Here is a 22299-nt window from a genome sequence, read left to right as displayed (position 1 = left end):
CAACTGGAAGGAAGCAAGTGGTACTAATGCGTGCGGACGTCCTCGTCGTCGGGGGCGGACTGGGCGGTGTCGCCGCGGCGCTGGCCGCGGCCCGTGCCGGCCGGTCCGTGATCCTGACCGAGGAGTTCGACTGGCTCGGCGGGCAGCTCACCAGCCAGGCTGTCCCGCCGGACGAGCACTCCTGGATCGAGCAGTTCGGCGCCACCGCGAGCTACCGGGAGTTGCGCGACGGCATCCGCGACTACTACCGCCGCCACTACCCGCTGACCGAGCGGTCCCGGGCGTGGACCGACCTGAACCCGGGCGCCGGCTGGGTGAGCCGGCTCTGCCACGAGCCCCGGGTCGCGGTCGCCGTCCTGGAGCAGATGCTCGCGCCGTACCGGGGGTCCGGGCGGCTGACGGTGCTGCAGCCGTACCGGCCCGTCGCGGCCGAGACCGACGGCGACCGGGTCACCGGCGTGACGCTCGTCCACCGGGACCGCGACGAGCGGATCGAGGTGGAGGCGCCGTACGTCCTGGACGCCACCGAGACCGGTGAGCTGCTGCCGCTGACCGGCACCGAGTACGTGACCGGGTTCGAGTCGCAGGCGCAGACCGGTGAGCCGAGCGCGCCCGCCGAGGCGCAGCCGCTGAACATGCAGGCGGTGTCGGTCTGCTTCGCACTCGACCACGTCGACGGCGACCACACCATCGACCGGCCCGCCGGCTACGACTTCTGGCGCGACTACAAGCCGGACTTCTGGGGCGACCGGCTGCTGTCCTGGCGGTCGCCGCACCCGCGCACGCTGGAGATCGTCGAGCGCAGCTTCACCCCCAACCCGGACGACGACCCGCTGGGCGTCAACGCCGACCAGCGGCTCAACCCGGGCGACGGCAACCTTTGGACGTTCCGGCGCATCGCCGCGCGGCGCAACTTCGTCGACGGCGCGTACGGCAGCGACATCACGCTCGTCAACTGGCCGATGATCGACTATTTCGAGGGCCCGGTCATCGACGTGCCGAACGCGTCCTGGCACCTGTCCCAGGCGCGCGAGCTGTCGTACTCCGTCCTGTACTGGCTGCAGACCGAGGCGCCCCGCCCCGACGGCGGCACCGGCTACCCGGGGCTGCGGCTGCGCGGCGACGTGACCGGCAGCCCCGACGGGCTGGCGCAGGCGCCCTACATCCGGGAGTCGCGTCGCATCCGCGCCGAGTACACGGTGGTCGAGCAGGACCTCTCCCTGGCCGTACGCGGCGAGCACGGCGCGGTGAGCTACCCCGACTCGATCGGCGTCGGCATGTACCGCATCGACCTGCACCCGTCGACCGGTGGCGACAACTACATCGACGTCGGCTCCTGCCCGTTCGAGATCCCGCTCGGCGCGCTCATCCCGCAGCGGATGGAGAACCTGCTGCCGGCCGGCAAGAACATCGGTACCACGCACATCACCAACGGCAGCTACCGACTGCACCCGGTCGAGTGGAACGTCGGTGAGGTCGCCGGCCTGCTGGCCGACTTCTGCCTTGCGCGGGGCGAGTCCCCGCGCGCGGTCCGCGGCACCCCCCGCCTGCTGGCCGAATTCACGGACCGCATCTCGGCCGCCGGCGTGGAATGCCGCTGGCCGCAGATCGCGGGCTACTGAACCCCCGGTGAGGAGAAGAAAGTGAGATACGGAAGACTGTCCGGCCTGGTCACGGCGGCCATGACCGGTGTGCTCGCCCTGACCGCCTGCGGCGGTGGCGGCGACGCCAAGGACGACGGTCCGGCGAGCCTGCGGATGACCGTCTGGTCGGCGAACGAGGCGCACCTCAAGCTGTTCAACGAGATCGCCGACGAGTACCGCAAGAACAACCCGGACGTCGCGGAGATCAAGTTCGATCCGCTGCCGTTCGAGAACTACACCACGACGCTGACCACGCAGATCGCCGGCGGCAACGCGCCGGACCTCGCGTGGATCTTCGAGAACTCGGCACCGGACTTCGTCGCCTCCGGCGCGCTGAGCCCGCTCGACGACACGCTGAAGAAGGCCGACGGCTACCAGTACGACGACCTGTCCCCCGCCACGCTGAAGCTCTGGCGCAACGACGGGAAGCTCTTCGCGTATCCGTTCTCGACCTCGCCGTTCGGCGTGTTCGTGAACAACGACATGCTCAAGAAGGCCGGGCAGAAGACCCCGGCCGAGCTGATCGCGGCCGGGCAGTGGACCTGGGACACCGCGCTCGCCGCGGCCGGCGCCACCGCCGCGAAGTCGGGCAAGGCCGGGCTCGTGGTCCGCGACTTCGACTACAAGGGCTGGGACAACCTGGCCACGTTCTGGACCGGCTGGGGTGCCCAGGCGTGGAGCGAGGACGGCCGCAGCTGCGGGTTCAACAGCCCGGAGATGGTCGAGGCGATGACCACGCTGCACAAGGCGATCTTCACCGGCAAGGCGCTGCCCGGTCCGGGCACGACCGCCGACTTCTTCGCCGGTGACGCCGCCATGACCGTCACCCAGATCTCCCGTGCCTCGCTGCTGAAGGAGAACGGCTTCGACTGGGACCTGGTCCCGCTGCCGGCCGGCCCGAAGGGCCCGTACGCGGTGGTCGGCCAGGCCGGCATCGGCGTGATGAAGAAGAGCCCGCACGCCGAGCAGGCCGCCGACTTCCTGGCCTTCTTCACCAACCCCACCAACTCGGCGAAGCTGGCCCAGTTCTTCCCGCCGCCGCGGCAGTCCCAGCTGACCGCCGAGACGCTTGCGAAGACGAACCCGAAGCTCAAGCCGGAGCAGCTGCAGAAGGTCGTCATCGACGGCATCACCAACGGCACCGTCAAGCCCAGCCACTCCGGGCAGGCCGAGCTGAGCCAGCAGGTGCGCGCCGCGCTCGACCCGCTGTGGAAGGCGGACGCGGACGTCAAGGGCGTACTCGACGGCGTCTGCTCCAAGATCCAGCCGCTGCTGGCGAAGTAGGGCCGAGGATCATGACCCAGACGGACACCAGGGTGGGCCCGGCTGCTGCCGGGCCCGCCCCGGGCCGGGCCCGGCCGTTCTGGACCACCCGCCGCCGGGACCAGCTCACCGGATACCTGTTCATCACCCCGCAGCTGCTCGGCAGCGTGGTCTTCGTGATCCTGCCGCTGGTCCTCGTGGTCTGGTACAGCCTCCACGAGTGGAACGTGCTGGCCGGCAGCTTCGACTACATCGGCACCGACAACTACGCCGCGCTGGCCGACGACCCCAACCTGGGCCCGGTGCTGCGGTCGACCGGCCTGTTCTCGGTCGGCCTGGTCGTGTTCAACCTCGGCCTGGCGTTGCTGCTGGCCGTCCTGCTCAACCAGAGGCTGCGCGGGACCATCGTCTTCCGCACCCTGTTCTTCTCCCCCGTGGTGGTCTCGCTGGTCGCGTGGACCATCGTCTGGGGCTTCCTGCTGCAGGACAACGGCGGCATCAACGGCCTGCTCGACACCATCGGCGTCGACGGCCCCAACTGGCTGCGCGGCGAGGGCACGGCGATGCTGTCGGTGATCGTCGTGCAGGTGTTCAAGAACGTCGGCCTGAACATGGTGCTGTTCCTGGCCGCCCTGCAGGGTGTGCCGGCCGAGCTGTACGAGGCCGCCGAGGTCGACGGCGCGAGCCGGCTGCGCCAGTTCTGGCGGATCACCGTGCCGCTGATCAGCCCGACGATCATGCTTACGTCGATCATCACGGTGGTCGGCTCGCTGCAGGTCTTCGCGCAGATCGCGGTGCTCACCCAGGGTGGGCCCGGCACCTCGACCACGGTGCTCGTCTACTACCTCTACCAGCAGGCCTTCCAGTTCCATCACTTCGGCTACGGCGCCACGCTGTCGATCCTGCTGTTCGTCATCGTGCTCGCGCTGACAGTGCTGCAGTGGCAGATGCGCAAGAGGTGGGTCTTCCATGAATCGTGACCTGTCCCGGCGGACCAAGCTGGTCCTTTACGGGGTGCTGATGGTCCTGGCCGTCCCGTTCGTGTTCCCCACCTGGTGGATGGTCACCTCGTCGCTGAAGCCGGTGGCGGACATCTTCTCCTTCCCGCCGCAGCTGCTGCCGACCGATCCGCGGCTGGACGCGTACCGGCGGGTGTTCGAGCTGCAGCCGTTCGGGCAGCAGTACCTCAACAGCCTCTACATCGCGCTGCTGGTCACCGTCGGCACGCTGGCCGTGGCGTCGCTGGCCGGGTACGCGTTCGCGCGGATCCGGTTCCGGGGACAGAACGTGCTGTTCCTGGTCGTCCTCGCGGGCCTGCTCATCCCGAGCGAGGTGACGATCGTGCCGCTGTTCCAGATGTTCTTCAAGCTCGACCTGATCGACACCCACTGGCCGCTGATCCTGGTACCGATCTTCGGGGCGCCGAGCGTGCTGGCGACGTTCATCATGCGGCAGTTCTTCATCAGCCTCCCCGGGGAACTGGAGGAGGCGGCGCGGGTCGACGGGCTGGGACGCTTCGCCACGTTCTGGAAGATCGCGCTTCCGCTGTCCCGGCCCGCGCTCGGCGCGGTGGCCATCTTCACGTTCCTGCACAGCTGGAACCTGTACCTGGAACCGATTGTGTTCCTCTCCTCGCCGGAGAAGTTCACCCTGCCGCAGGCGCTCACCCAGTTCGTCGACGCATACGGCGGTCCGATGTGGGATGTCCAGCTCGCGGCGGCGTCGATGACCGCGCTGCCGGTGCTGGCGGTGTTCGTCATCGCGCAGAAGCAGTTCGTCGAAGGCCTCGCGCACACCGGTCTGAAGGGATGACCGCGCCGGTCGTCGGGATCGACATCGGCGGCACCAAGACCGCCGTCGCCCTGGTCGGTCCCGGCGCGCGGGTGCTCGACCGCCGCGAGGCGACCACCCCCGCGCGCGGCGGGCCGGCCGCGGTGCTCGACACCGCCGCCGGCCTGGCCACGGACCTGCTCGCCGCCGCCGGCCCCGAACCGGTCGGGGTGGGCACCGCGGGCACCGTCGACCCGGCGACCGGCGCCATCCGGTACGCGACCGGCAGCCTGCCCGGATGGGCCGGCACCCCGGTCGCCGACGAGCTGGCCGCGCGGCTGGGCCGGTCGGTGCGCGTCACCAACGACGTCGCCGCGGCGGCGCTCGGCGAGTGCTGGGCCGGCGCCGGACGGGGCCGGGGGCACGTGTTGCTGGCCGCCGTCGGCACCGGGCTGGGCGGCGCGATCGTCAACGCCGGGCAGGTCGTGAGCGGCGCCCGGGGCGCGGCCGGCCAGCTCGGGCACCTGCCGGTCCCGGGCGCGCACCGGCTGCGCTGCGGCTGCGGCCGGTACGGGCACCTGGAGGCGATCGCCTCCGGCACCGGCCTCGCCGCCGCGTACGCGCTCGCCGGCGGTGACCCGGTCACCGGGCGGGAGGTGGCGCGGCGCGCGGCGGCCGGTGACGCGATCGCCCGGCAGGTCGTCGACCGGGCCGGCGCCGCGCTCGGCGCGGCCCTGGCCGGGCTGGTCGCCCTGCTCGACCCGGACGCGGTGGTGGTCGCCGGCGGCGCCGCCGCCACAGTGCTCCCCGCCGCGACGGCCGCCTACCGGGCGGAGCTACCCGGCGGCTGGGCACACGTGCCGCTGCTTCCCGCGGCGCTGGGCGCCGACGCGGTGGTGGTCGGCGCCGCCCGGCTCGCCACCGCACCGATCCACCACGACGGAGGAACAAGCACGTGAGTGTCCTGGACGATCTGGCCGGCGGGCTGGTCGTGTCCTGCCAGCCCCTGCCCGACGACCCCGGCGACCCGATGCGCGACCCGTACGTCCAGGCCCGCGTGGCGGCCGCCGTGGTCCGTGGCGGTGCGGTGGCGGTCCGGGTCAACGGCCCCGACGACGTGCGGGCGGTACGCGCCGCCGTCGATGTTCCGGTGATCGGGTTGTACAAGCACGGCACGGGAGGCGTCTTCATCACCCCGACCGCCGGGCACGCGCTGGAGGCGGCGCGGGCCGGGTCGCACGTCGTGGCGGTGGACGCCACCGACCGTCCCCGGCCCGACGGCCGGACCTTCGCCGACACCGTCCGCGCCGTACACGAGCAGAGCGACGCGCTGGTCCTGGCCGACGTCGCCACTGTGGCCGAAGGCGTCGCCGCCGTCGAGGCCGGCGCGGACGCGGTCGCCACCACGCTGTCCGGCTACACGCCGGCCAGCCCACCGATCGACGGGCCCGACCTCGGGCTCGTGGCGCGACTCGCCGCGCTGCTGCCCGTACCGGTGATCGCCGAGGGGCGCTACCGGACCACGGAGCAGATCAGCCGGGCCTTCGAGGCGGGCGCCCACGCGGTGGTGACGGGCAACGCCGTCACCTCACCGCTGTGGATCACCCGCCGGCTGGTTCCGGCCACCCCCCGGGCGGCGAGCGTGCCGGAGAAAAGGGAGCATCGATGAAGAGAAGAACCCTTCTTGCGGCCACCGGCGCGGCCGGCCTGGCCACCGTCGCCCTCGGCGGCCCCGCCTTCGCCCGGCCCGCCGGCCGGCGACCGAGCGTGGCGCTGGTGCCGCTGGACGACCGGCCGGTCAACACGTACTGCGCGGAGATGACCGGTGCGAGCGCCGACGCCGAGGTGCTGTTGCCGCCGCGGAACCTGCTGGGCCGCTTCTTCACCCCCGGTGACGGTGCCGGCATCGCCCGCTGGCTCGACGGCGTCGACGGCGTCGACGGGTACGTGATCTCGGTGAGCATGCTGGCGTACGGGGGCCTGATCGCCTCGCGTACCGCCGCACCGGCCCTGGCCGACGCGTTGCGCAACCTGGAGGCGATCCGGCGGCTGCGCGCACGCCGGTCCGACGCGGTGATCGAGGTGCACGACACGATCCAGCGGCTCGCGATCACCAGCACCGGCACCGATCTGGACAACTACCGTGACCTGCTGGTCCAGTGGGCCAAGCTGTACGACCAGGTGGTCAATCTGGGCCAGGAGTCGCTGCGGGGCCAGCTCGACGCCGTGCGGGCGCGCATCCCGGACGCCGTGGTCGAGGACTACCTGGCCGCGCGGGCACGCAACCACCAGGTCAACCGGCTGATGGTGGAGTGGGTCGCGGACGGGACGATCAGCCACCTGGTGCTCTCCGAGGACGACACCGCGCCGGTCGGCCTGGCCCGCGCCGAGCGGGTCGAGCTGGAGGCGCTGGTGGCGCGGCTCGGCGTCGGCGACCGGGTGGAGATCTTCCCCGGCGCCGACGAGGTCAACGCGCTGCTCGTCGCGCGGGTCGTCGCCGCCGGCGCCGCGCCCACCTACCGGGTGGAGTACGCCGGGGTGTCCGGGGAGGGCTGGACCGCCGCGCTGGAGGGCATCCCGTTCGCGGAGAACATCCGCCGGCACGTCACCTCGGTGGGCGGCCGGGTGGTGACCGGCGACGCGGACATCGTCCTCGCGGTGAACACCCCCTCGGCCACGGCCGGGCAGCGGACCGCCGACCTGGACGCGTTCGTCGGCCGCATCGGTGAGCTGCTGGCCGCCGGCACCCCGGTGATCGTGGTGGACCCGCTGATCGTCAACAAGGGCGACCACGACCTGGTGTCCCGGATGGAGGCCCGCCTGGACCTGCCGGCGCTGCTGTCGTACTCGGGGTGGAACACCGGCGGCAACGCGCTCGGGCTGGCGCTCGCGCACGGCACCGCGCGGTGGGCGTACCTGCGTTCGTCCGGCAGCGGCTTCGGCGTGCCGGAGCTGCGCGGGCCGGCCCAGGCGCACGCCGAGTACCTGCTCTACCGGTTCGTCAAGGACGACCCGTGGAAGAACGTGGTGCAGGTCGAGGCGTACGCGCACGCCCGCGCGCAGGGCTGGGATCCGCTGGCGCTGACCGCCGAGCAGAAGCGCTACTTCGACGGCTGGGTACGCGACCGGCTGGTGCCGCTGACCGAGCGGTACTTCGCCGACCACTTCGCCGGGCACGAGCTGGTGCTCGGGGTACGCGGACGCAAGACGTTCACCGCGACGCTGAACCGGGTCACCGCGGTGCGGGTCGAGCTGCCGTGGGACCGGCTGTTCGAGGTCATGCTGGAGCCGAGCCTGCGGCTGCGCTGATCGGACGACGCGGGTGCGGTCCCTGGGGCCGTACCCGCGTCACCGGGCCGTCAGCAGGCAGAACTCGGTGCCGTCCGGATCGGCCAGCACCAGGTCGTCGGCGGTGTGCCGGCCCGTGCCGACCCGGGTCGCGCCGAGCGCGAGCAGCCGGTCGGCCTCCGCGCCCCGGTCACCGGCCGCGACCAGGTCCAGGTGTACGCGGTCCCGCCCGCCGCTGGGCATCAGCGGCGGGCCGCTCCAGGTGACCTTCGCGCCTCCGCGCGGCGACTGGATCGCGGTCTCCTCGTCCTGGTCCCAGACCAGCGGCCAGCCCAGCGCCTCGGTCCAGAAGAGGCCGGCCGCCCGGGTGCCGTCGCAGTTGATCGCGCCGAGCGGGCCGCAGCCGGCGAGGAAGGTGTTGCCCGCGCCGATGACGCAGAGCTCGTTGCCCTCGGGGTCGGCGAGCACCACCTGGTCGTCGTCCGGGCCCTGGCCGATGTCGATGTGCCGGCCGCCCAGTGCCAGCGCCCGGTCGACCGTCTCCCGCTGGGCCTGCGGCGACGCGCTCGTCAGGTCGAAGTGGATGCGGTTCTGCACCGTCTTGGGCGCCTCGCTGGGCAGGAACCGGATGCGGACGTCGCTGTGTGCGTCGCCGCCCAGCGCCACGCCCTCGCGCGGGTCGTCAAAGATCTCCCGGCCCAGCACGCCGGACCAGAACCGCGCGAGCCGGCGCGGGTCGGCCGCGTCGAGGCTGACCGCGTAGAGGTGAACCGCCATCTGCCCGTCTCCGATCCCCCGCTGCCGACTGGCCGCAGCGTAGGACGGGCGGCCGGGTCGCGCACCCGGATATCCGGGCGGGCTACTTCGCCGGGAGGCCGCGCGTGTAGCGGACGCCCCGGTCGACCCAGCGGGCCAGGTCGGCGTCGCGCTCGCAGGCGGCCGGCGACACGGTGACCCAGCCGCGCATCTCCCGGCCCCGCATGACTGTCGCCTCGGCGCCGGGCTCGCCCAGGGCACGTTCGGCCTCGGCCGGGTCGACCCGGACCATCAGGCCGCCCGCGCCGCGCACGACCACCGCCATGTTGCCGCGCAGCATCATCGCCAGGCCGCCGAACATGCGCCGCTCGGTGATGCCGGGCTCACCCCCGAGGCGTTCGCGTACGCGGTTCGCCAGGTCCTCGTCGTAGGCCACGGTCCGATCCTGGCACCCGGGTCCGACAAGCGGCGCGCCTCAGGCGCCGACGCGTTGCTCGGGGATGGACAGGCCGTAGAGCGCCATCAGCTCCGGGCTGTCGATCCGGCTGCCGTCGGCCACCGAGTCGCAGGCGATGTCGACGATCTGGTCCTTGTGCGCCAGCAGGTACGGTCGGGCCCCGACGTCGGCGCTGGCGAGCGTGGCGATGCCGGACCAGTGCCGGCGGCCGAACAGCATCGGGTAGCCGCGCAGCCCGTCGTAGGTGGCGCAGACCAGCACGTCCGGATACGGCAGGGCGGTCACCCGGCGGACCGCCGTCGCGGTGAGCCCGGGCATGTCCACCGGCACCACGACCACCGCCTCGATGTCGTCGTCGGTGAGCGCGGCGAGCCCGGCCCGGATCGAGGAGCCCACCCCGGTGCCCCACGCGCGGTTGACCACCACTGTGGCGCCGGTCAGGTCGGTGGTCTGCCGCACCTGCTCGGCCGCCGCGCCCAGGACGACCACGACCTGCGCGCAGCCCGCCTCGGCCATCGTGTCGATCATCTGGCTGACCAGCGGCTTCTCGCCCTGGTGCAGCAGCGCTTCGGGTCCGCCGATGCGGCGGCCGCCACCGGCGGCGATGATCATTGCAGCGATCCGGTTCAGCGGTGCCCCCTCGATCAGGGGACGGACCGGGCACAGCCGCCCGGTCCGTCCCGTCGTACGCACACCGGGCCCAACGAGCACGGCCGGGACCGGGTAGCGGGGCAAAACGGAAATTTGCGTGACTATGCCGCGTCCGCGTAGCAGTCCACTGACGACAGGTCCAGCGGGAACCGGACCGGGGTGTCGCCGAACAGCAGCCCTGTGGCCCGCGCCCCGGCGGCGGTGACCGCCTCGGCGACCGCCGCCGCCTGCCCGGCCGGGCAGTGCACCATCACCTCGTCGTGCTGGAAGAAGACCAGCTCCGCCTCCGTGCCGGCCAGCTCGGTACGCAGCGTCGCCAGCAGCGTGGAGGCCCACTCGGCGGCGGTGGCCTGGATGACGAAGTTGCGGGTGAAACGCCCACGTGAACGGGCCGCCCGCGCCGACGGGCTGTGCGGATCGGCCCCGCCGTCCGGCATCGCCTCCTCCCCCTCGGCGAACCCCGCCGACCCGGGCGGACAGGTGCGCCCCAACCACGACCGGACCAGCCCGCCCGCCTCACCGGTGCGGGCCGCCGCCTCCACGTAGCCGAACGCGGTCGGATAGTTCTTCCGCAGCACCGCCAGGGCCGGCACGGCCGCCCCGCCGGTCTGCCCGTACATCGCCCCGAGCAGGGCCACCTTGGCCTTCGCCCGGTCACCGGCGAACGCGTCCCGGGCCAGCGCGGCGTACAGGTCACCGGCACCGCCCGCCGCGGCGAGCCGCTCGTCGCCGGAGACCGCCGCGAGCACGCGCGGTTCGAGCTGGCCCGCGTCGGCGACCACGAACGTCCAGCCCGGGTCCGCCACCACCGCCCGCCGGATCACCTTCGGAATCTGCAACGCCCCGCCGCCCCGGGTCGCCCAGCGGCCGGAGACCACGCCGCCCGGCACGTACTCCGGGTGGAACCGGCCGCCGGACACCCAGGCGTCGCGCCAGGCCCAGCCGTGCGCCGTCCAGATCCGGTACAGCTCCTTGTACTCCAGGACCAGCGGCGCCGCCGGATGCTCCACCCCGCGCAGCACCCAGGCGCGCGTGTTCGGCAGGTCCACGCCCGCGCGGGCGAACGCCCGCAACAGCTCCGCGGGCGAGTCGGCGTGCACCTGGCGTACGCCGAACGCGTCAGCGATCCGGGCCTGCAACTCGGCCAGCCGGCGCGGCGGCCCGCCGACCGGGGACGGCTCGCCGAGCAGGCCGGCCAGAATCGTGTCGTGCACGTCGGCGCGCCACGGCAGCCCGGCCGCGCCCATCTCGGCCGCCACCAGCGCGCCCGCCGACTCGGCGGCCACCAGCAGCCGGAACCGGCCGGGGTGGGTGGTCGTGGCGATCCGGGCGAGCTGGTCGGCGTACACCCGGGTCAACGCCGTGATGCCCGGACCGGGCGGGCCGGACGGCGGCTCGAACAACGCGGCCTGGGCGTGGCCCGGCGGCTCGGGCGGGCGGGGCGCCGGGTCCGGCGGGACCGGTGCGCCGGTGACCCGGGCCCAGGCGGCCGGTAGCGCGCGGGGCTCGCCCCACCGGCCGGCGTGCCCGAGCAGCAGCGCCTCGGTCAGCTCGACGTCGTGGCAGCGGTCGAGCCGCACGCCGGCGCGCAGCAGCGCCGGGTAGACGCCGGCCCAGGCGGCCCACAGCCAGCGGGGGTGGCCGGCGGCCTCCCGGGCGGCGACGGCGGTGGCCAGGTCGGCCACCTCCTCGGGCGGGCCGGACGGGGTGCCGTCGGCGCGCAGCGGTTGCAGCACGCCGCCGCCTCGCTCGTCCGCCTCCACCGCCACCAGCACGGACGTGATTCTGCCCCCTCCCCCCGACACGCTCCGCGGGGAAGGAAGGGCCCCCTCTTAACGCCTGCGGTAGAGGAAGGGCCCCTTGTTAACGCTGAGCGTTAAGAAGGGGCCCTTCCTTACCTCCCGGAGGGTTACTTGCCGACGCCGGCGGTGAGGCCGGACTGCACCTGGCGCTGGAAGACGATGTACACGATCAGCACCGGAAGCATCGCCATGGTCACCCCGGCGAACAGTCCGGACCAGTCCGACTTGTAGCCCTGGTTGACCGACAGCTCGATCAACCCCTGGGCGATCACCTGGTTCTTCGGCTCGCCGGACACCGACTGCATGAGCAGCGTCGGCAGGTACCACTGGTTCCACTGGCCGAGCACGTTGAAGATGCCGATGCTGATCAGGCCCGGCTTGGCCATCGGGAGCATCACGCTGAAGAACGTGCGGGTGTGCGACGCCCCGTCGACCTGGGCCGCCTCGGCGATCGAGTCGGGCAGCGTCCGGAAGAACGAGTGCATGAAGAAGATCGTGAACGACAGCGACCACGCCACGTAGACCAGGATCAGCATGAGGTGCTTGTTCGGGCCGAGCAACGGGAGGCTGACGCCGGTGTTGTAGACGCCCTTGAACAGCGGCACCGCGGCCAGGTAGATCGGCAGCGTCAGCCCGGACAGGAACATCCAGTAGATCAGCCGGTTGCCGCGGAACTCGTAGCGCGCCAGGGCGTACGCGGCCATCGAGCCGAGCAGCATCGTCAGCGTCACGCTGAACACCAGCACGAGCAGCGTGTTGAGGAAGAAGCTGTCGATCCCGGCGGTCCAGGCGCGGGCGAAGTTGTCCCACTGCAACGCGTCGGGGATCAGCGACAGCGGTTCGCGGATCACCTCCGAGTCGGTCTTGAGCGCCGACATCACCACCCACAGCAGCGGGTAGACCACCATGATCGCCCAGACCGCGAGGAACAGGTGCGAGAAACCGTTGAAGATGCGGCCGCCGAAGCCGTTGCCGACGTTCCGCCGGTCCGCCGGCGGCCGGTCCGGCGGTGCCGTGTCGGACCGGGCCGGACCGGAGGTGTGGGTCACAGTGCTCATCGTCCAGACCTCCTCAGTACTCGATCCGCTCACGGCGGGTGATCCTCAGCTGGAGCGCGGCCAGCAGAATGGTGAAGATGGCCAGCGCGACGGCGATCGCGCAGGCGTAACCGAACTGGCCCTTCTGGAACGCGTTGAACTGGATCACCGAGGCGAAGATCTCGCTGGCGTGGTTCGGCCCGCCCTGGCTCGGCGTCATGACGAAGACCAGCGCGTACATGTCCAGCGCGATGAAGCCCAGATAGACCCAGGCGACCGAGATGCTGTCCCGCAGCAGCGGCAGCGTCACCTTGAAGAACGTGTGGAACCGGCCCGCGCCGTCGAGGATCGCGGCCTCGTAGATGTCCTTCGGGATCGACTGCATCGCGGCGGAGAACAGCACCATGTAGAAGCCGGCGCCGCTCCACACCGCGATGAACAGCAACCACCAGAGCACCGCCGGCACGCCGAGGAACGGCTCCGGGTCGGCGGTGAAGGCGATCGGGTTGTCCGCGTCGACCAGCCCGATCTTGATGAGCAGGCCGTTGATCAGGCCCTGCCCGTCGGTGCGGTAGATCTGCTGCCACATGACGGCGATGACCACCAGCGACAGCACCTGCGGGAAGAAGAAGATGACCTTGTAGATCCCGGAGCCGAACACCCCGCGGATGCCGGCCCTGTCCTCGCGTCCGCCCACGTTGAGCAGGAACGCGAGGAACAGGGCCAGCGCGATCGTGAACAGCGGCACGGTGACCAGGAAGAACACGTTGTGCCAGAACGCCTTCCGGATCAGCTCGTCGGAGAACAGCCGGACGTAGTTGTCCAGCCCGACGAAGCGCTGGGAATCGGAGTACCCGCCCCAGTCGGTCAGCGAGTATCCCGCCGCCTGGGCGAACGGCCACACCACGTAGAACAGGTACAGCGCGACGGGCAGGGCCAGGAAGCCCGTGACGAAACGCGCGACTCCGTGCCGCATTGGACTCACTTCCTCGCGGTGATCAGGCGGTGCGGGTCTGCTTCTTGATCGACGAGTCCTTGGCGACCTTGTCGGCGGCCGCCTGCATCTTGTCGACGAACTGCTGCGCGGTCAGGCGGCCGGCCATCAGCTCCTCGGAGAGGTTCTGGCTCTCCTTGTCCAGGTCGGCGTAGAAGTCCGGGAACTTCACCGAGATCAGGTCCGAGCTGCCGTTCTTCATCAGCGAGTTCGCCGACGCCAGCGCGGTGTCCTGGACGTTGTCGCCGGAGCCCTTGGTGGAGGCCAGCGACTTGGTCAGCTCGGCGAACTTCGCCGAGCCGGCCTTGGACAGGATGGCCCGCAGGAACTCCTTCGCGGCCTCCTTGTTCGGGGCCTTGCTGGGCACCACGAAGCCCTCGCCGGAGGAGGCGAAGACGTCCTTGGCGGCCTTGTCGCCGCTCTTGCTCCAGTAGTCGGAGATGGTCATCTCGAAGCCCGGCGGGATGGTCGCGGCCATCTCGTTCTTCAGCCAGGTGCCGACCTGGATGAAGGCCGCCTTGCCGTCCAGGAACGCCTGCTGCGACTGGGTGTGGTCGAGCTTGCCCGGCAGCAGCAGCTTGTCCTTGACCAGCTTCTCCCACGGCTCCAGCGCCGCGACGATGCCGTCGGCCTTCCAGGCGCCGTCCTTCAGGTTGTCGATGTCGACGACGGCCTGCTTGCCGACCGCCTTCCAGATGCTGGCGAACAGCGCCCAGCGCGGGTAGTAGCCGTGCACCGCGTCGTGCACGTACGGCGCCATGCCCTTGGCCTTGATCTTCGGCGCGAGCGCGAAGAACTCGTCCCAGGTGGTCGGCGCCGTCCAGCCCTCCTTCTTGAACAGTGCCGCGTTGTACCAGTTGCCCCACACCGTGTACGCCACGTTCACGACGTAGAACTTGCCGTTCTGCGTACCGTCGGCGACGGTGCCCGGCAGCAGGCTGTCGGCCACCGTCCCCTCGCTGTCCCAGGCCGGCGCGGTGAGCAGGTCGTCCAGCGGCTCGATCGCGCCCTCGTTGATCAGCGTGCTGCGGTCCATCATGTCGGCGCCCGAGTTCATCACCAGGTCGCTCGGCTGCGTCGCCATCTTGGGCTGCTCTTCGGTCTTGATCTTCTGGGTCGAAGACATGTTGACCGTGATGTTCGGGTGCTTGGCGTTGAAGATGACCTTGTCTTCCTTGGCCCACTGGTCGCCCAGGCCACCGTTGAAGACGACCACCTTGACCGCGCTGCCGTCCTTGACGCCGAACGGGTTGTCCTTGCTCTTGGCCGCGCCGCCGCCGTCGGACTTGCTCGGCTCGCTGCCGGCGCACGCGCTCAGCAGACCCGCCGCCGGTACGGCCAGCAGACCGGCCGCGGCGGCGCGCCGCAGCAGGGTCCGACGGCTGACGTCGCCGAACTTCTCGGGGGTAACCGACATCTTGTCTCTCCTTGTGGGTCGGGTCAGGCGGTCCGCCGGAGACGCCCGGCGTACCGCGACTCGAGGGCGAGGTTGTGCTCGTCCCCACCGGGGACGTTGGCGGAGAGGTAGACAGGGGGTACCTCTCCGGCCTGGTGGAACCGTCGTACGACCTCGGCGGTCAGCAGCTGCGCCAGCAGCGCCGCGGTGACCGAGGAGACCGCACAGACCGCGCCGCCGCCCTCGAGCGGCAGCAGTGCGTCGCCGTACGGCGCGCCGTTGTCCAGCACGACGTCGGCGAGGTCGGCGAGCCGGTGCCCGGAGGGGTGCCGAGGAGCTACCCGGGCGGTGTGCTCGACCGAGGTGACAGCGATCAGCGGATGGCCGCCACGCTTGACGAGCGTCGCCAGCTCGACGACCGAGCCGTTGATGCCGGACTGCGAGGCGACCACGAACACGTCCTCCGGCTGCGGCGCCGCCAGCGCGTAGAGCTGGTGCGCCACGGCCGGGTCGCGTTCCAGTTTCGGGTCGGCGAGCACATCGCGGGGCGCGTCGCCGTGCAGCACGAGGTCGTGCAGGGAGAGCCGGTTGGCGGGGACCAGGCCGCCGGCCCGGGCGACCAGTTCGGCGGCGAACGCCTCCGAGTGGCCGGCGCCGAACGCCTGGAGCACGCCACCGGAGCGCAGCCCGGAGGCGATCAGGTCGGCTGCCCGGTCCACCGCCACGGCCTGGCTGTCCACCAGCCGGTCGAGCACCGGGCGGACCGCGTCGGCGTACCGCTGGGCACTGATCATGATGGGGACCCCTTCGCGGCCTTGTGCCCGTCGACGGCCTGGGCGGTACGCCGGAAGGCCGCGTGGGCGCGGTCGTGGGTGCGCTGCGCCACCGCGATGTAGAGCAGGTCGAGCACGACGAGTTGCGGGTGCCGGGCGGAGAGCGCGTCCGGCCGGAACGTGGTGGCCTGGCTGGCGGTGACCAGCACGATGTCGGCCAGTTCGGCGAGCGGCGAGCGGGGGAAGCCGGTGAGCGCGACGGTGGTGGCACCGCGGCTGCCGGCCTCGGCGAGCAGCTCGATCGTCTCCCGGGTCTGCCCGGTGTGCGAGATGCCGAGGGCGACGTCCCCGGCGCCCAGCAGCGCGGCGCTGGCGAGCCCTTCGTGCACGTCGCTCCAGGCCCACGCGGCGACGCCGATGCGGTGCAGGCTGAACTGCATCTCCTCGCCGACGAGCGCGCTGCCGCTGGCGCCGAAGATGTTCACCCGGCTGGCCCCGGCGATGGCGACCGCCGCGCGTTCCACCTCGGCCAGGTCGAGCAGCGCGGCGGTGTCGTGCATCGCCCGCGTGTCGGCGGCCATGATCTGGTCGAGCACCCGGGACAGCGGGTCGCCGGGCTGGATCTCGCGTCCGATGTCGACGGTCCAGCCCGCCGAGCGCGCCCGCCCGGTCTCGGCGGCGATGCCGAGCCGCAGGTCGGCGTAGCCCTCGAAGCCCATCGCCCGGCAGAACCGGGTGATGGTCGCCGGCGAGGTGCCGCTGCGCTCGGCCAGCTCGACGATGGTGGCCCGGGCCGCCGCCTCCGGGTCGCTGAGCACGTGCTCAGCGACCCGGCGCAGCGCCCCGGTCAGCTCCCCCGTGCCGGCCCGGACCCTGGCCAGCACGCCGTCGGCGCCCAGCCGGTCGGCCGGACCGGCATCGACCACCGCGGTCGCCGCGGAAGTCTCCACCTCGTGCTCGACCATCGGCGGAAGCCTTTCGGAAAAGAGTGTTAACTGTTAGTGGTAAAAGTTCTTACTGAAGGCCCCTCCGTGTCAAGGGCGTGGGTGAAGTTTTCAAACTGTTACCTGGCGCACCGGCGCGATCTTGCGTCCGGCGACGCGGCCGACCAGCATGAAGACCATGTCGGACACCGTCGTGATCGGCCTCGACGTCGGAGGTACGTCCACCCGCGCGGCCGCGCTGAGCCTCGACGGCACACGCCTGGGCACCGGCCGTGCCGGCGGCGGCAACCCCACCAGCCACGGCGCCGAACGGGCCGCCGCCGAGCTGCTCGCCGCCCTGCGCGCGGCGCTCGCCGACATCGACCCCCTTCGGGTACGCGCCGGCGTCATCGGCCTCGCCGGGGCCGGCCGCCTCCTGGCCGACCCGCACGGCCGCGACGCGTTCGACCGGGCGTGGGCCGAGGCGGGGCTACGGTGCCCGTACGCCGTGCACGGCGACGCTCTGGTCGCCTACGCCTCCGGCACCGCCGCCCCGGACGGCACCGTGCTCGTCGCCGGCACCGGCGCGATCGCCGCCCAGGTACGCGACCTGCGGCTGGACCGCACCGCCGACGGTCACGGCTGGCTGCTCGGCGACGCCGGATCCGGGTTCTGGCTCGGCCGCGAGGCGGTCCGCCGGCTACTGGCCGACCTGGACCGCGCGGAAGCCCCCGACGACCTGGGACGCCAGGTGCTGGCGGAGCTGACCGGCACCACCGAGGTGGACGATCAGCCGCGGGCGACCGCCGGAGCCGTGGTGCAGGCGGTGACGCGGCGGCCGCCGGTGGAACTGGCCCGGCTCGCGCCGCTCGTCGTGTCGTCGGCCCACGACGGGCAGCCGACGGCCGTCGCGCTGATCGCCGGGGCCGCGGCGCTGCTGGCGGAGAGCGTCTCCCGGATCCGCCCGCCGGGTGCGGCCGTTCCGGTGGTGCTCGGCGGCGGGCTGCTCACCGGCGACACCCCGCTGGCCGGCGCGGTACGCGCGGAACTGGCAGGCCGCTGGCCGGACGCGCCGCTGCACGCCGCCGGGGACGGTGCGGCCGCCGCGGCTTGGCTCGCCGCCCGGAACCTGCCCGAGGTAACCGACCCGGCCGCACTGCACGCCCGCCTGGTGCCCCCACCCGCCTGACCCGCCCGCCCCGCCGCGCTGCGCTGCCCGCCCGCCGCGCTGCCCGCCCCGCCGCGGGGCTCGGCCGTTGGGTGGAACGCCATGGGTGTCAAAACGCCCGTTTGACACCCATGACGTTCCACTCGCCGCCTCCGGCAGGTGTCGGCGTGAGCAGGCACTCCGGCTGATCAGTATCGGTCTTGCGAGCCCGGCTGATCCTGGTGCCAGCCCTGCGGGGCGGACTGGCCCGGGTGGGCCTGCGGCGGGGGGCCGTACTGCGTGGGCCGGCCCGGGTGGCCCTGGGGCGCGCCGCCCTGAGGTGCCTGCTGATTCGGGTGCCAGCCCTGCGGGGCGGGCTGGCCCGGGTGCTCCTGCGGCGCGGCGCCGTACGGTGCGGGCTGACCCGGGGCGTGCTGCCCCGGAGCGGGCGGGAACCCCTGGCCGGGCTGGCCGTGCCCCGCCCCCGGGTACATGCCGTGCTGCTGCTGTCCGCCCGGGTACTGCTGCCCACCCGCGAACTGCTGCTGCCCGCCCGGGTACTGCTGACCACCCGGGAACGACGGCCCGCCCGGGTACTGCTGGCCGCCCCCGTACTGCTGGCCGCCCGCGAACTGCGGTCCGCCGGCGAACTGCTGCGCCTCGGCCTGCTCGCGGGCCTCCTTGCGGGCCTTCACCGCCCGCACGATCAGCAGGATCGGCAGCACGAAGACGTAGAAGAAGATCCGGTAGCTGTCGCCATCGAACAGGAACAGCAGGTAGAAGCCGTACCCGAAGAAGGCCAGGCCGATGACCACGTTGAGGATCCGGGAGCCCTTGCCCTGTTCCTTGACGACCGCGCCGACGACGACCATCGCGATGCCGCCGAGCATCAGCAACAGTGTGTAGAGAAGGAAGAACATGAGATTCCTGTCGATAGATGAGCGTGCCGGCTCACCCTAGGTCAGCTCGAACGTCTCCACTGCCCCGTCACCTGTGGCAACGACCTCACTTGAGCTGCCCGGCAGTCAGTCCGGACTGGACCTGACGCTGGAACGCCACGTACACCACGAGCACCGGCAGCACCGCGATGGTCAGGCCGGCGAACAACTGGGCGTAGTCACCGGCGTAGCCCTGGCTCACCGCGAGCGAACTCAGGCCCTGGGCGAGCATCCGGTCCTGCCCGTCGCCCGGCAGAAGCACCTGGGGCAGCAGGAACTGGTTCCAGTGGCTGAGGAAGTTGAAGATCCCGACACTGATCAGTCCCGGTCGCGCCATCGGCAGCATCACCCGGAAGAACAGCCGGAAGTGCCCGCAGCCGTCGATCAGCGCGGCCTCCGCGATCGACGTCGGCAGCGTCCGGAAGAACGCGGTCAGGAAGAACACGGTGAACGGCAGCGAGTAGGCGGTGTAGACCAGGATCAGGCCGGGCCAGGTGCCGAGCAGGCCGACGCTGCGGACCACGAAGAACAGCGGCACCAGGGCCAGGAAGACCGGGAACATCATGCCGCCGACGAACAGGTAGTAGACCACCTGCCGGCCGCGGAACTCGTAGCGCGCGAAGACGTACGCGGCGGTGGCGCCGAGCAGCATGGTCAGGCTCAGCGAGCCGGCCACCACGACGATGCTGTTGAAGAAGAACCGGCCGATGTGCGCGGTGGTCCAGGCGCGTGTCCAGTTGTCGAACCGCAGCGCCTCCGGCAACCCCCACGGCTCGGCGACGATCTCACCGTTGGTCTTGAGCGAGCTGAGCACCATCCAGGCCAGCGGCAGCACCGTCATGGCCGCCCAGAGCAGCAGGAAGCCGTGCGAGAAGACGTTCGCCACGCCCAGCTCACGGCGCGGCGGCCGGTCGCCCGGTTGCGCGCCGTCGACCGGGAGGGCGGTGCCGGCGGTCGTCGCGGTGGGATCCACTGTGGTCACGAGTACTCGATCCGATCGCGCCGGGCGGTGCGCAGCGCCAGCACCGCCACCGAGAGGGTCAGGAAGAACATCGCCACGCCGATCGCCGAGGCGTACCCGAACTTGTTCTCGCTGCCGAACGACGTGTCGTACATCCGCAGGCCGATCACGTCGGAGGAGAAGTTCGGCCCGCCGTTGGTCATGAGCTGGACCAGGATGAAGCCGTCCAGCGCCGCGATGGCGAGGTAGATCCACGCGACCTGGATGGTGTCCCAGAGCAGCGGAATGGTGATCTTCCGCAGCATCGTCGTGCGGGACGCGCCGTCGAGCAGCACCGCCTCGTAGATGTCGCGCGGGATCGCCTGCATGGCGGCGCCGAAGAGCACGACGTAGAAGCCGACGTTGCTCCACACCATCACCGCCAGCACGCACCAGAACGCGAAGCGCGGGTCGCCGAGCCAGGCCGGGGTGGCCAGCCCGACGGCGCGCAGGGCGCCGTTGAGCAGGCCACTGGTCGGACTGTAGATCTCCTTCCAGAGCAGCGCGATGATCACCACCGAGAGCACCTGGGGGAAGAAGTAGACGAGCCGGTAGACCGAGGTGCCGCGCACCCCGGTCACACCGGCCCGGCCCTTGCGGCCGCCCATGGTGAGCATGCTGGCGAAGAACAGGCCCAGCCCGATCGTCACCACCGGCACCACGGCGAGCAGGATCGCGTTGTTCTTCAACGCGTTCCACACGTACCCGTCGTGCAGCAGCGTGCGGAAGTTCGCCATGCCGACCGGGTCGGCCTGCGCGGAGTAGCCCATCCAGTCGGTGGTGGAGATCTGAAAAGCCTGGAGGTACGGCGAGAGCACGAAGATGCCGTACAACGCCAGTGGGGGCAGCAGGAACGTGAGGATCAGGGGGAGGCGGCCCTGTCGCATCACGCGGACCGCTTGTACTTCTTGACCGAGCTGTCTCCGGCGATCGAGTCGGCGCCCTTCTGGCACTGGTCGAGGAACTCGGCCGGGCCGATCCGGCCGCTGAAGAACTCGCCGCAGGCCGCGTCGACCAGGTTGCGCTCCAGCTTGCGGTAGTAGTTGTTGTAGACCCAGTTGAAGCCGTTGGAGCCGGACGCGTCGAGCGCCTTGACCACGGTGCTGAGCCCGTACGGCAGGTCGATGCCCTCGGTGGCGCCGGCGACCACGGGCAGGCTGGCGACCTTCCGGGTGAAGTCCTGGGCGCCCTTGCGGGACAGCATGGTCCGGAAGTACTCCAGGCCGCCGGCGACGTTGCGCGCCTTGGCCGGCACCATGAACGGCTCGCCCGCGGTGCCGCGGATCGCCTCGTACGGCAGCTTGTCGCCGCTGCCCAGGCTCGGCGTCGGCGCGACGGTCATGTTGAAGCCGGCCGGCGTGACGTCCTTCTGCTCGCTCTCCAGCCAGGAGCCGCAGGAGATGAACGCGGCCTTGCCCTGGCACCAGGCGGTCTGCGACTGCTTGTGGTCCAGGCCCGGGGAGCCGTCGAGGATGAACTTGTCCTTGACGATCTGGTGCCAGGCGTCGGCGGCGGTCTTCATCGCGTCCGACTTCCAGGCGTTCGGCTCCAGGTTGTCGATCGCCAGCGCGACCGAGGGGCCGCCGAGCTTGATCGCGGTGGAGATCAGCGGCCAGCTCATGTAGCGGGGGTGCACACCGGCGTACGTCCAGGGTGCGATGCCCGCGGCCTTGATCCGGCGGCAGAGCGCGATGTGGTCGTCCCAGGTCTTGGCGTCCTCCCAGCCGCGGTCGGCGAACAGCTTGGTGGAGTGCCAGATGCCGTACACCGTGTAGGTGTAGTTGAGCACCAGGAACCGGCCGTCGTAGGAGCCGACCTCGACGGTGCCGGGCAGCAGCGTGTCCTTGACCGTCTTGCCAGGCGTGTCGAGGCTGGGCGCGGCGAGCAGCTCGCCCAGGTCGGCGATCGCGTCCTGCGAGACCAGGCCGTTGAAGTCGATCTGGCCGGCGCCGGAGTTGTTCACCACGTCCGGCGGGCTGCCGTCGACGAAGCGCGGCTGGAGCGTCTTGCTGATCTCCGCGGTGGCCGAGTGCTTGATCGCCGCCTTCGGGTACCGCTCCTTGTACATGGCCTCGTGGGCCTTGGCGTACTCCTCCCCGAAGCCGCCGTTGAAGATCACCACTTCCAGCGGGGCGTCCTCGGCCACGCCGAGCGGGTTCTGCTCGCTCTTGGTGCCCTTGTACGCGTCCTTGTCGCCCTCGTCGCCCCCACCCGACGTGGCGCAGCCGGCGAGCAGCCCGGCGGCGGGGGTGGCCAGCAGACCGGCGGCGGCGCTGCGCCGAAGGATCTCACGCCTGTTCATCGCATCTCCTCGGTCCGGGTACGCGCGGTGAGCACCCTGTCGCTTGTCTTCACCAGAAGCATTTCCGATGAAGAATTTCTACGACAGTGCGACCGGGACCACAAGCCCTCTCGACCGATCCGTTATCGGTACCGGTCGGCGTCCGCTGGCCTAGCCTGA

21 protein-coding genes are annotated in these 22299 nt (G+C 71.5%); 8 read left to right on the top strand and 13 right to left on the bottom strand.

What is annotated here, in order from left to right; all coding sequences use genetic code 11:
* Positions 1-26: 26 nt before the first annotated feature.
* From O7607_RS22555 to O7607_RS22525, 7 genes are read left to right on the top strand one after another with little or no spacing between them, the layout of a single operon-like run.
* On the top strand, positions 27-1622 hold the full coding sequence (locus O7607_RS22555) for an FAD-dependent oxidoreductase (RefSeq protein ID WP_269705167.1): 1596 nt from the start codon (positions 27-29) through the stop codon (positions 1620-1622).
* A gap of 21 nt (positions 1623-1643) precedes the next feature.
* Entirely contained in the window at positions 1644-2927 is a 1284-nt protein-coding gene (locus O7607_RS22550; protein ID WP_269705166.1) for an ABC transporter substrate-binding protein, read from the top strand.
* An 11-nt stretch (positions 2928-2938) separates the two neighbouring features.
* Complete coding sequence (locus O7607_RS22545) at positions 2939-3886, top strand: carbohydrate ABC transporter permease (protein ID WP_269705165.1); 948 nt, start codon at positions 2939-2941, stop codon at positions 3884-3886.
* On the top strand, positions 3876-4718 hold the full coding sequence (locus O7607_RS22540; RefSeq protein WP_269705164.1) for a carbohydrate ABC transporter permease: 843 nt from the start codon (positions 3876-3878) through the stop codon (positions 4716-4718). Before O7607_RS22545 ends, O7607_RS22540 begins: the two co-directional genes overlap by 11 nt.
* Complete coding sequence (locus tag O7607_RS22535; RefSeq protein ID WP_269705163.1) at positions 4715-5635, top strand: ROK family protein; 921 nt, start codon at positions 4715-4717, stop codon at positions 5633-5635. The genes O7607_RS22540 and O7607_RS22535 overlap by 4 nt, the downstream gene beginning before the upstream one ends.
* Positions 5632-6345: an N-acetylmannosamine-6-phosphate 2-epimerase gene (locus tag O7607_RS22530; RefSeq protein WP_269705162.1), complete on the top strand. Its 714-nt coding sequence runs from the start codon at positions 5632-5634 to the stop codon at positions 6343-6345. The genes O7607_RS22535 and O7607_RS22530 overlap by 4 nt, the downstream gene beginning before the upstream one ends.
* The gene (locus O7607_RS22525; protein ID WP_269705161.1) at positions 6342-7985 is read left to right on the top strand and encodes a DUF4127 family protein; all 1644 of its coding nucleotides are present in this window, start codon (positions 6342-6344) and stop codon (positions 7983-7985) included. The genes O7607_RS22530 and O7607_RS22525 overlap by 4 nt, the downstream gene beginning before the upstream one ends.
* A gap of 39 nt (positions 7986-8024) precedes the next feature.
* Here the strand turns inward: O7607_RS22525 and O7607_RS22520 are convergent, their stop codons facing one another.
* The 9 genes from O7607_RS22520 to O7607_RS22480 all read right to left on the bottom strand — a co-directional run bounded on the left by O7607_RS22520 (position 8025) and on the right by O7607_RS22480 (position 16795).
* A complete protein-coding gene (locus O7607_RS22520; RefSeq protein WP_269705160.1) occupies positions 8025-8741 on the bottom strand; it encodes a VOC family protein in 717 nt (238 codons plus the stop codon).
* A gap of 82 nt (positions 8742-8823) precedes the next feature.
* Complete coding sequence (locus tag O7607_RS22515) at positions 8824-9156, bottom strand: TfoX/Sxy family protein (protein ID WP_269705159.1); 333 nt, start codon at positions 9154-9156, stop codon at positions 8824-8826.
* 39 nt (positions 9157-9195) lie between these two features.
* Positions 9196-9789: a nucleotidyltransferase family protein gene (locus O7607_RS22510; protein ID WP_116507115.1), complete on the bottom strand. Its 594-nt coding sequence runs from the start codon at positions 9787-9789 to the stop codon at positions 9196-9198.
* Positions 9790-9929: 140 nt separating this feature from the next.
* Positions 9930-11603, bottom strand: a complete 1674-nt coding sequence (locus O7607_RS22505; protein ID WP_269705158.1) for a bifunctional 3'-5' exonuclease/DNA polymerase — start codon at positions 11601-11603, stop codon at positions 9930-9932.
* A gap of 134 nt (positions 11604-11737) precedes the next feature.
* Positions 11738-12688 carry a carbohydrate ABC transporter permease gene (locus O7607_RS22500; protein ID WP_120569018.1) on the bottom strand — a complete coding sequence of 317 codons (951 nt, stop codon included), beginning with the start codon at positions 12686-12688 and terminating at the stop codon, positions 11738-11740.
* Positions 12689-12701: 13 nt separating this feature from the next.
* Positions 12702-13643, bottom strand: coding sequence for a carbohydrate ABC transporter permease (locus O7607_RS22495; protein WP_120569017.1), 942 nt, complete (start codon positions 13641-13643; stop codon positions 12702-12704).
* 22 nt (positions 13644-13665) lie between these two features.
* Positions 13666-15078, bottom strand: a complete 1413-nt coding sequence (gene ngcE / locus O7607_RS22490; protein ID WP_030500335.1) for an N-acetylglucosamine/diacetylchitobiose ABC transporter substrate-binding protein — start codon at positions 15076-15078, stop codon at positions 13666-13668.
* Positions 15079-15101: 23 nt separating this feature from the next.
* Entirely contained in the window at positions 15102-15851 is a 750-nt protein-coding gene (locus O7607_RS22485; protein ID WP_269705157.1) for an SIS domain-containing protein, read from the bottom strand.
* Positions 15848-16795, bottom strand: a complete 948-nt coding sequence (locus O7607_RS22480) for a MurR/RpiR family transcriptional regulator (RefSeq protein ID WP_269705156.1) — start codon at positions 16793-16795, stop codon at positions 15848-15850. Before O7607_RS22480 ends, O7607_RS22485 begins: the two co-directional genes overlap by 4 nt.
* A 157-nt stretch (positions 16796-16952) precedes the next feature.
* Here O7607_RS22480 and O7607_RS22475 point away from each other — a divergent pair, with 157 nt between their 5' ends.
* The gene (locus tag O7607_RS22475; protein ID WP_269705155.1) at positions 16953-17942 is read left to right on the top strand and encodes an N-acetylglucosamine kinase; all 990 of its coding nucleotides are present in this window, start codon (positions 16953-16955) and stop codon (positions 17940-17942) included.
* A 167-nt stretch (positions 17943-18109) separates the two neighbouring features.
* Here the strand turns inward: O7607_RS22475 and O7607_RS22470 are convergent, their stop codons facing one another.
* From O7607_RS22470 to ngcE (O7607_RS22455), 4 genes are all read right to left on the bottom strand, one after another.
* The gene (locus O7607_RS22470) at positions 18110-18820 is read right to left on the bottom strand and encodes a hypothetical protein (RefSeq protein WP_269705154.1); all 711 of its coding nucleotides are present in this window, start codon (positions 18818-18820) and stop codon (positions 18110-18112) included.
* An 85-nt stretch (positions 18821-18905) separates the two neighbouring features.
* Positions 18906-19820: a carbohydrate ABC transporter permease gene (locus O7607_RS22465; protein WP_269705153.1), complete on the bottom strand. Its 915-nt coding sequence runs from the start codon at positions 19818-19820 to the stop codon at positions 18906-18908.
* The gene (locus tag O7607_RS22460) at positions 19817-20725 is read right to left on the bottom strand and encodes a carbohydrate ABC transporter permease (protein ID WP_013287344.1); all 909 of its coding nucleotides are present in this window, start codon (positions 20723-20725) and stop codon (positions 19817-19819) included. The genes O7607_RS22465 and O7607_RS22460 overlap by 4 nt, the downstream gene beginning before the upstream one ends.
* On the bottom strand, positions 20725-22140 hold the full coding sequence (gene ngcE, locus O7607_RS22455; RefSeq protein WP_269705152.1) for an N-acetylglucosamine/diacetylchitobiose ABC transporter substrate-binding protein: 1416 nt from the start codon (positions 22138-22140) through the stop codon (positions 20725-20727). Before ngcE (O7607_RS22455) ends, O7607_RS22460 begins: the two co-directional genes overlap by 1 nt.
* Between the last annotated feature and the right edge of the window lie 159 nt (positions 22141-22299).

The sequence above is a fragment of the Micromonospora sp. WMMA1949 genome (assembly GCF_027460145.1).
Taxonomy (GTDB): Bacteria; Actinomycetota; Actinomycetes; order Mycobacteriales; family Micromonosporaceae; genus Micromonospora.
Note: the sequence above shows the minus strand (reverse complement) of the source record. Positions and strands in the feature narration are given on the sequence as shown.

Bases quoted from the DNA above. Each gene is read 5' to 3' on its own strand.
- O7607_RS22520 (WP_269705160.1), bottom strand. From the start codon at position 8,741: ATGGCGGTTCACCTCTACGCGGTCAGCCTCGACGCGGCCGACCCGCGC.
- O7607_RS22510 (WP_116507115.1), bottom strand. From the start codon at position 9,789: ATGATCATCGCCGCCGGTGGCGGCCGCCGCATCGGCGGACCCGAAGCG.
- ngcE (WP_269705152.1), bottom strand. From the start codon at position 22,140: ATGAACAGGCGTGAGATCCTTCGGCGCAGCGCCGCCGCCGGTCTGCTG.
- O7607_RS22540 (WP_269705164.1), top strand. From the start codon at position 3,876: ATGAATCGTGACCTGTCCCGGCGGACCAAGCTGGTCCTTTACGGGGTG.
- ngcE (WP_030500335.1), bottom strand. From the start codon at position 15,078: ATGTCGGTTACCCCCGAGAAGTTCGGCGACGTCAGCCGTCGGACCCTG.
- O7607_RS22480 (WP_269705156.1), bottom strand. From the start codon at position 16,795: ATGGTCGAGCACGAGGTGGAGACTTCCGCGGCGACCGCGGTGGTCGAT.
- O7607_RS22545 (WP_269705165.1), top strand. From the start codon at position 2,939: ATGACCCAGACGGACACCAGGGTGGGCCCGGCTGCTGCCGGGCCCGCC.
- O7607_RS22485 (WP_269705157.1), bottom strand. From the start codon at position 15,851: ATGATCAGTGCCCAGCGGTACGCCGACGCGGTCCGCCCGGTGCTCGAC.
- O7607_RS22535 (WP_269705163.1), top strand. From the start codon at position 4,715: ATGACCGCGCCGGTCGTCGGGATCGACATCGGCGGCACCAAGACCGCC.
- O7607_RS22495 (WP_120569017.1), bottom strand. From the start codon at position 13,643: ATGCGGCACGGAGTCGCGCGTTTCGTCACGGGCTTCCTGGCCCTGCCC.
- O7607_RS22470 (WP_269705154.1), bottom strand. From the start codon at position 18,820: ATGTTCTTCCTTCTCTACACACTGTTGCTGATGCTCGGCGGCATCGCG.
- O7607_RS22460 (WP_013287344.1), bottom strand. From the start codon at position 20,725: ATGCGACAGGGCCGCCTCCCCCTGATCCTCACGTTCCTGCTGCCCCCA.
- O7607_RS22525 (WP_269705161.1), top strand. From the start codon at position 6,342: ATGAAGAGAAGAACCCTTCTTGCGGCCACCGGCGCGGCCGGCCTGGCC.
- O7607_RS22475 (WP_269705155.1), top strand. From the start codon at position 16,953: ATGTCGGACACCGTCGTGATCGGCCTCGACGTCGGAGGTACGTCCACC.
- O7607_RS22555 (WP_269705167.1), top strand. From the start codon at position 27: ATGCGTGCGGACGTCCTCGTCGTCGGGGGCGGACTGGGCGGTGTCGCC.
- O7607_RS22500 (WP_120569018.1), bottom strand. From the start codon at position 12,688: ATGAGCACTGTGACCCACACCTCCGGTCCGGCCCGGTCCGACACGGCA.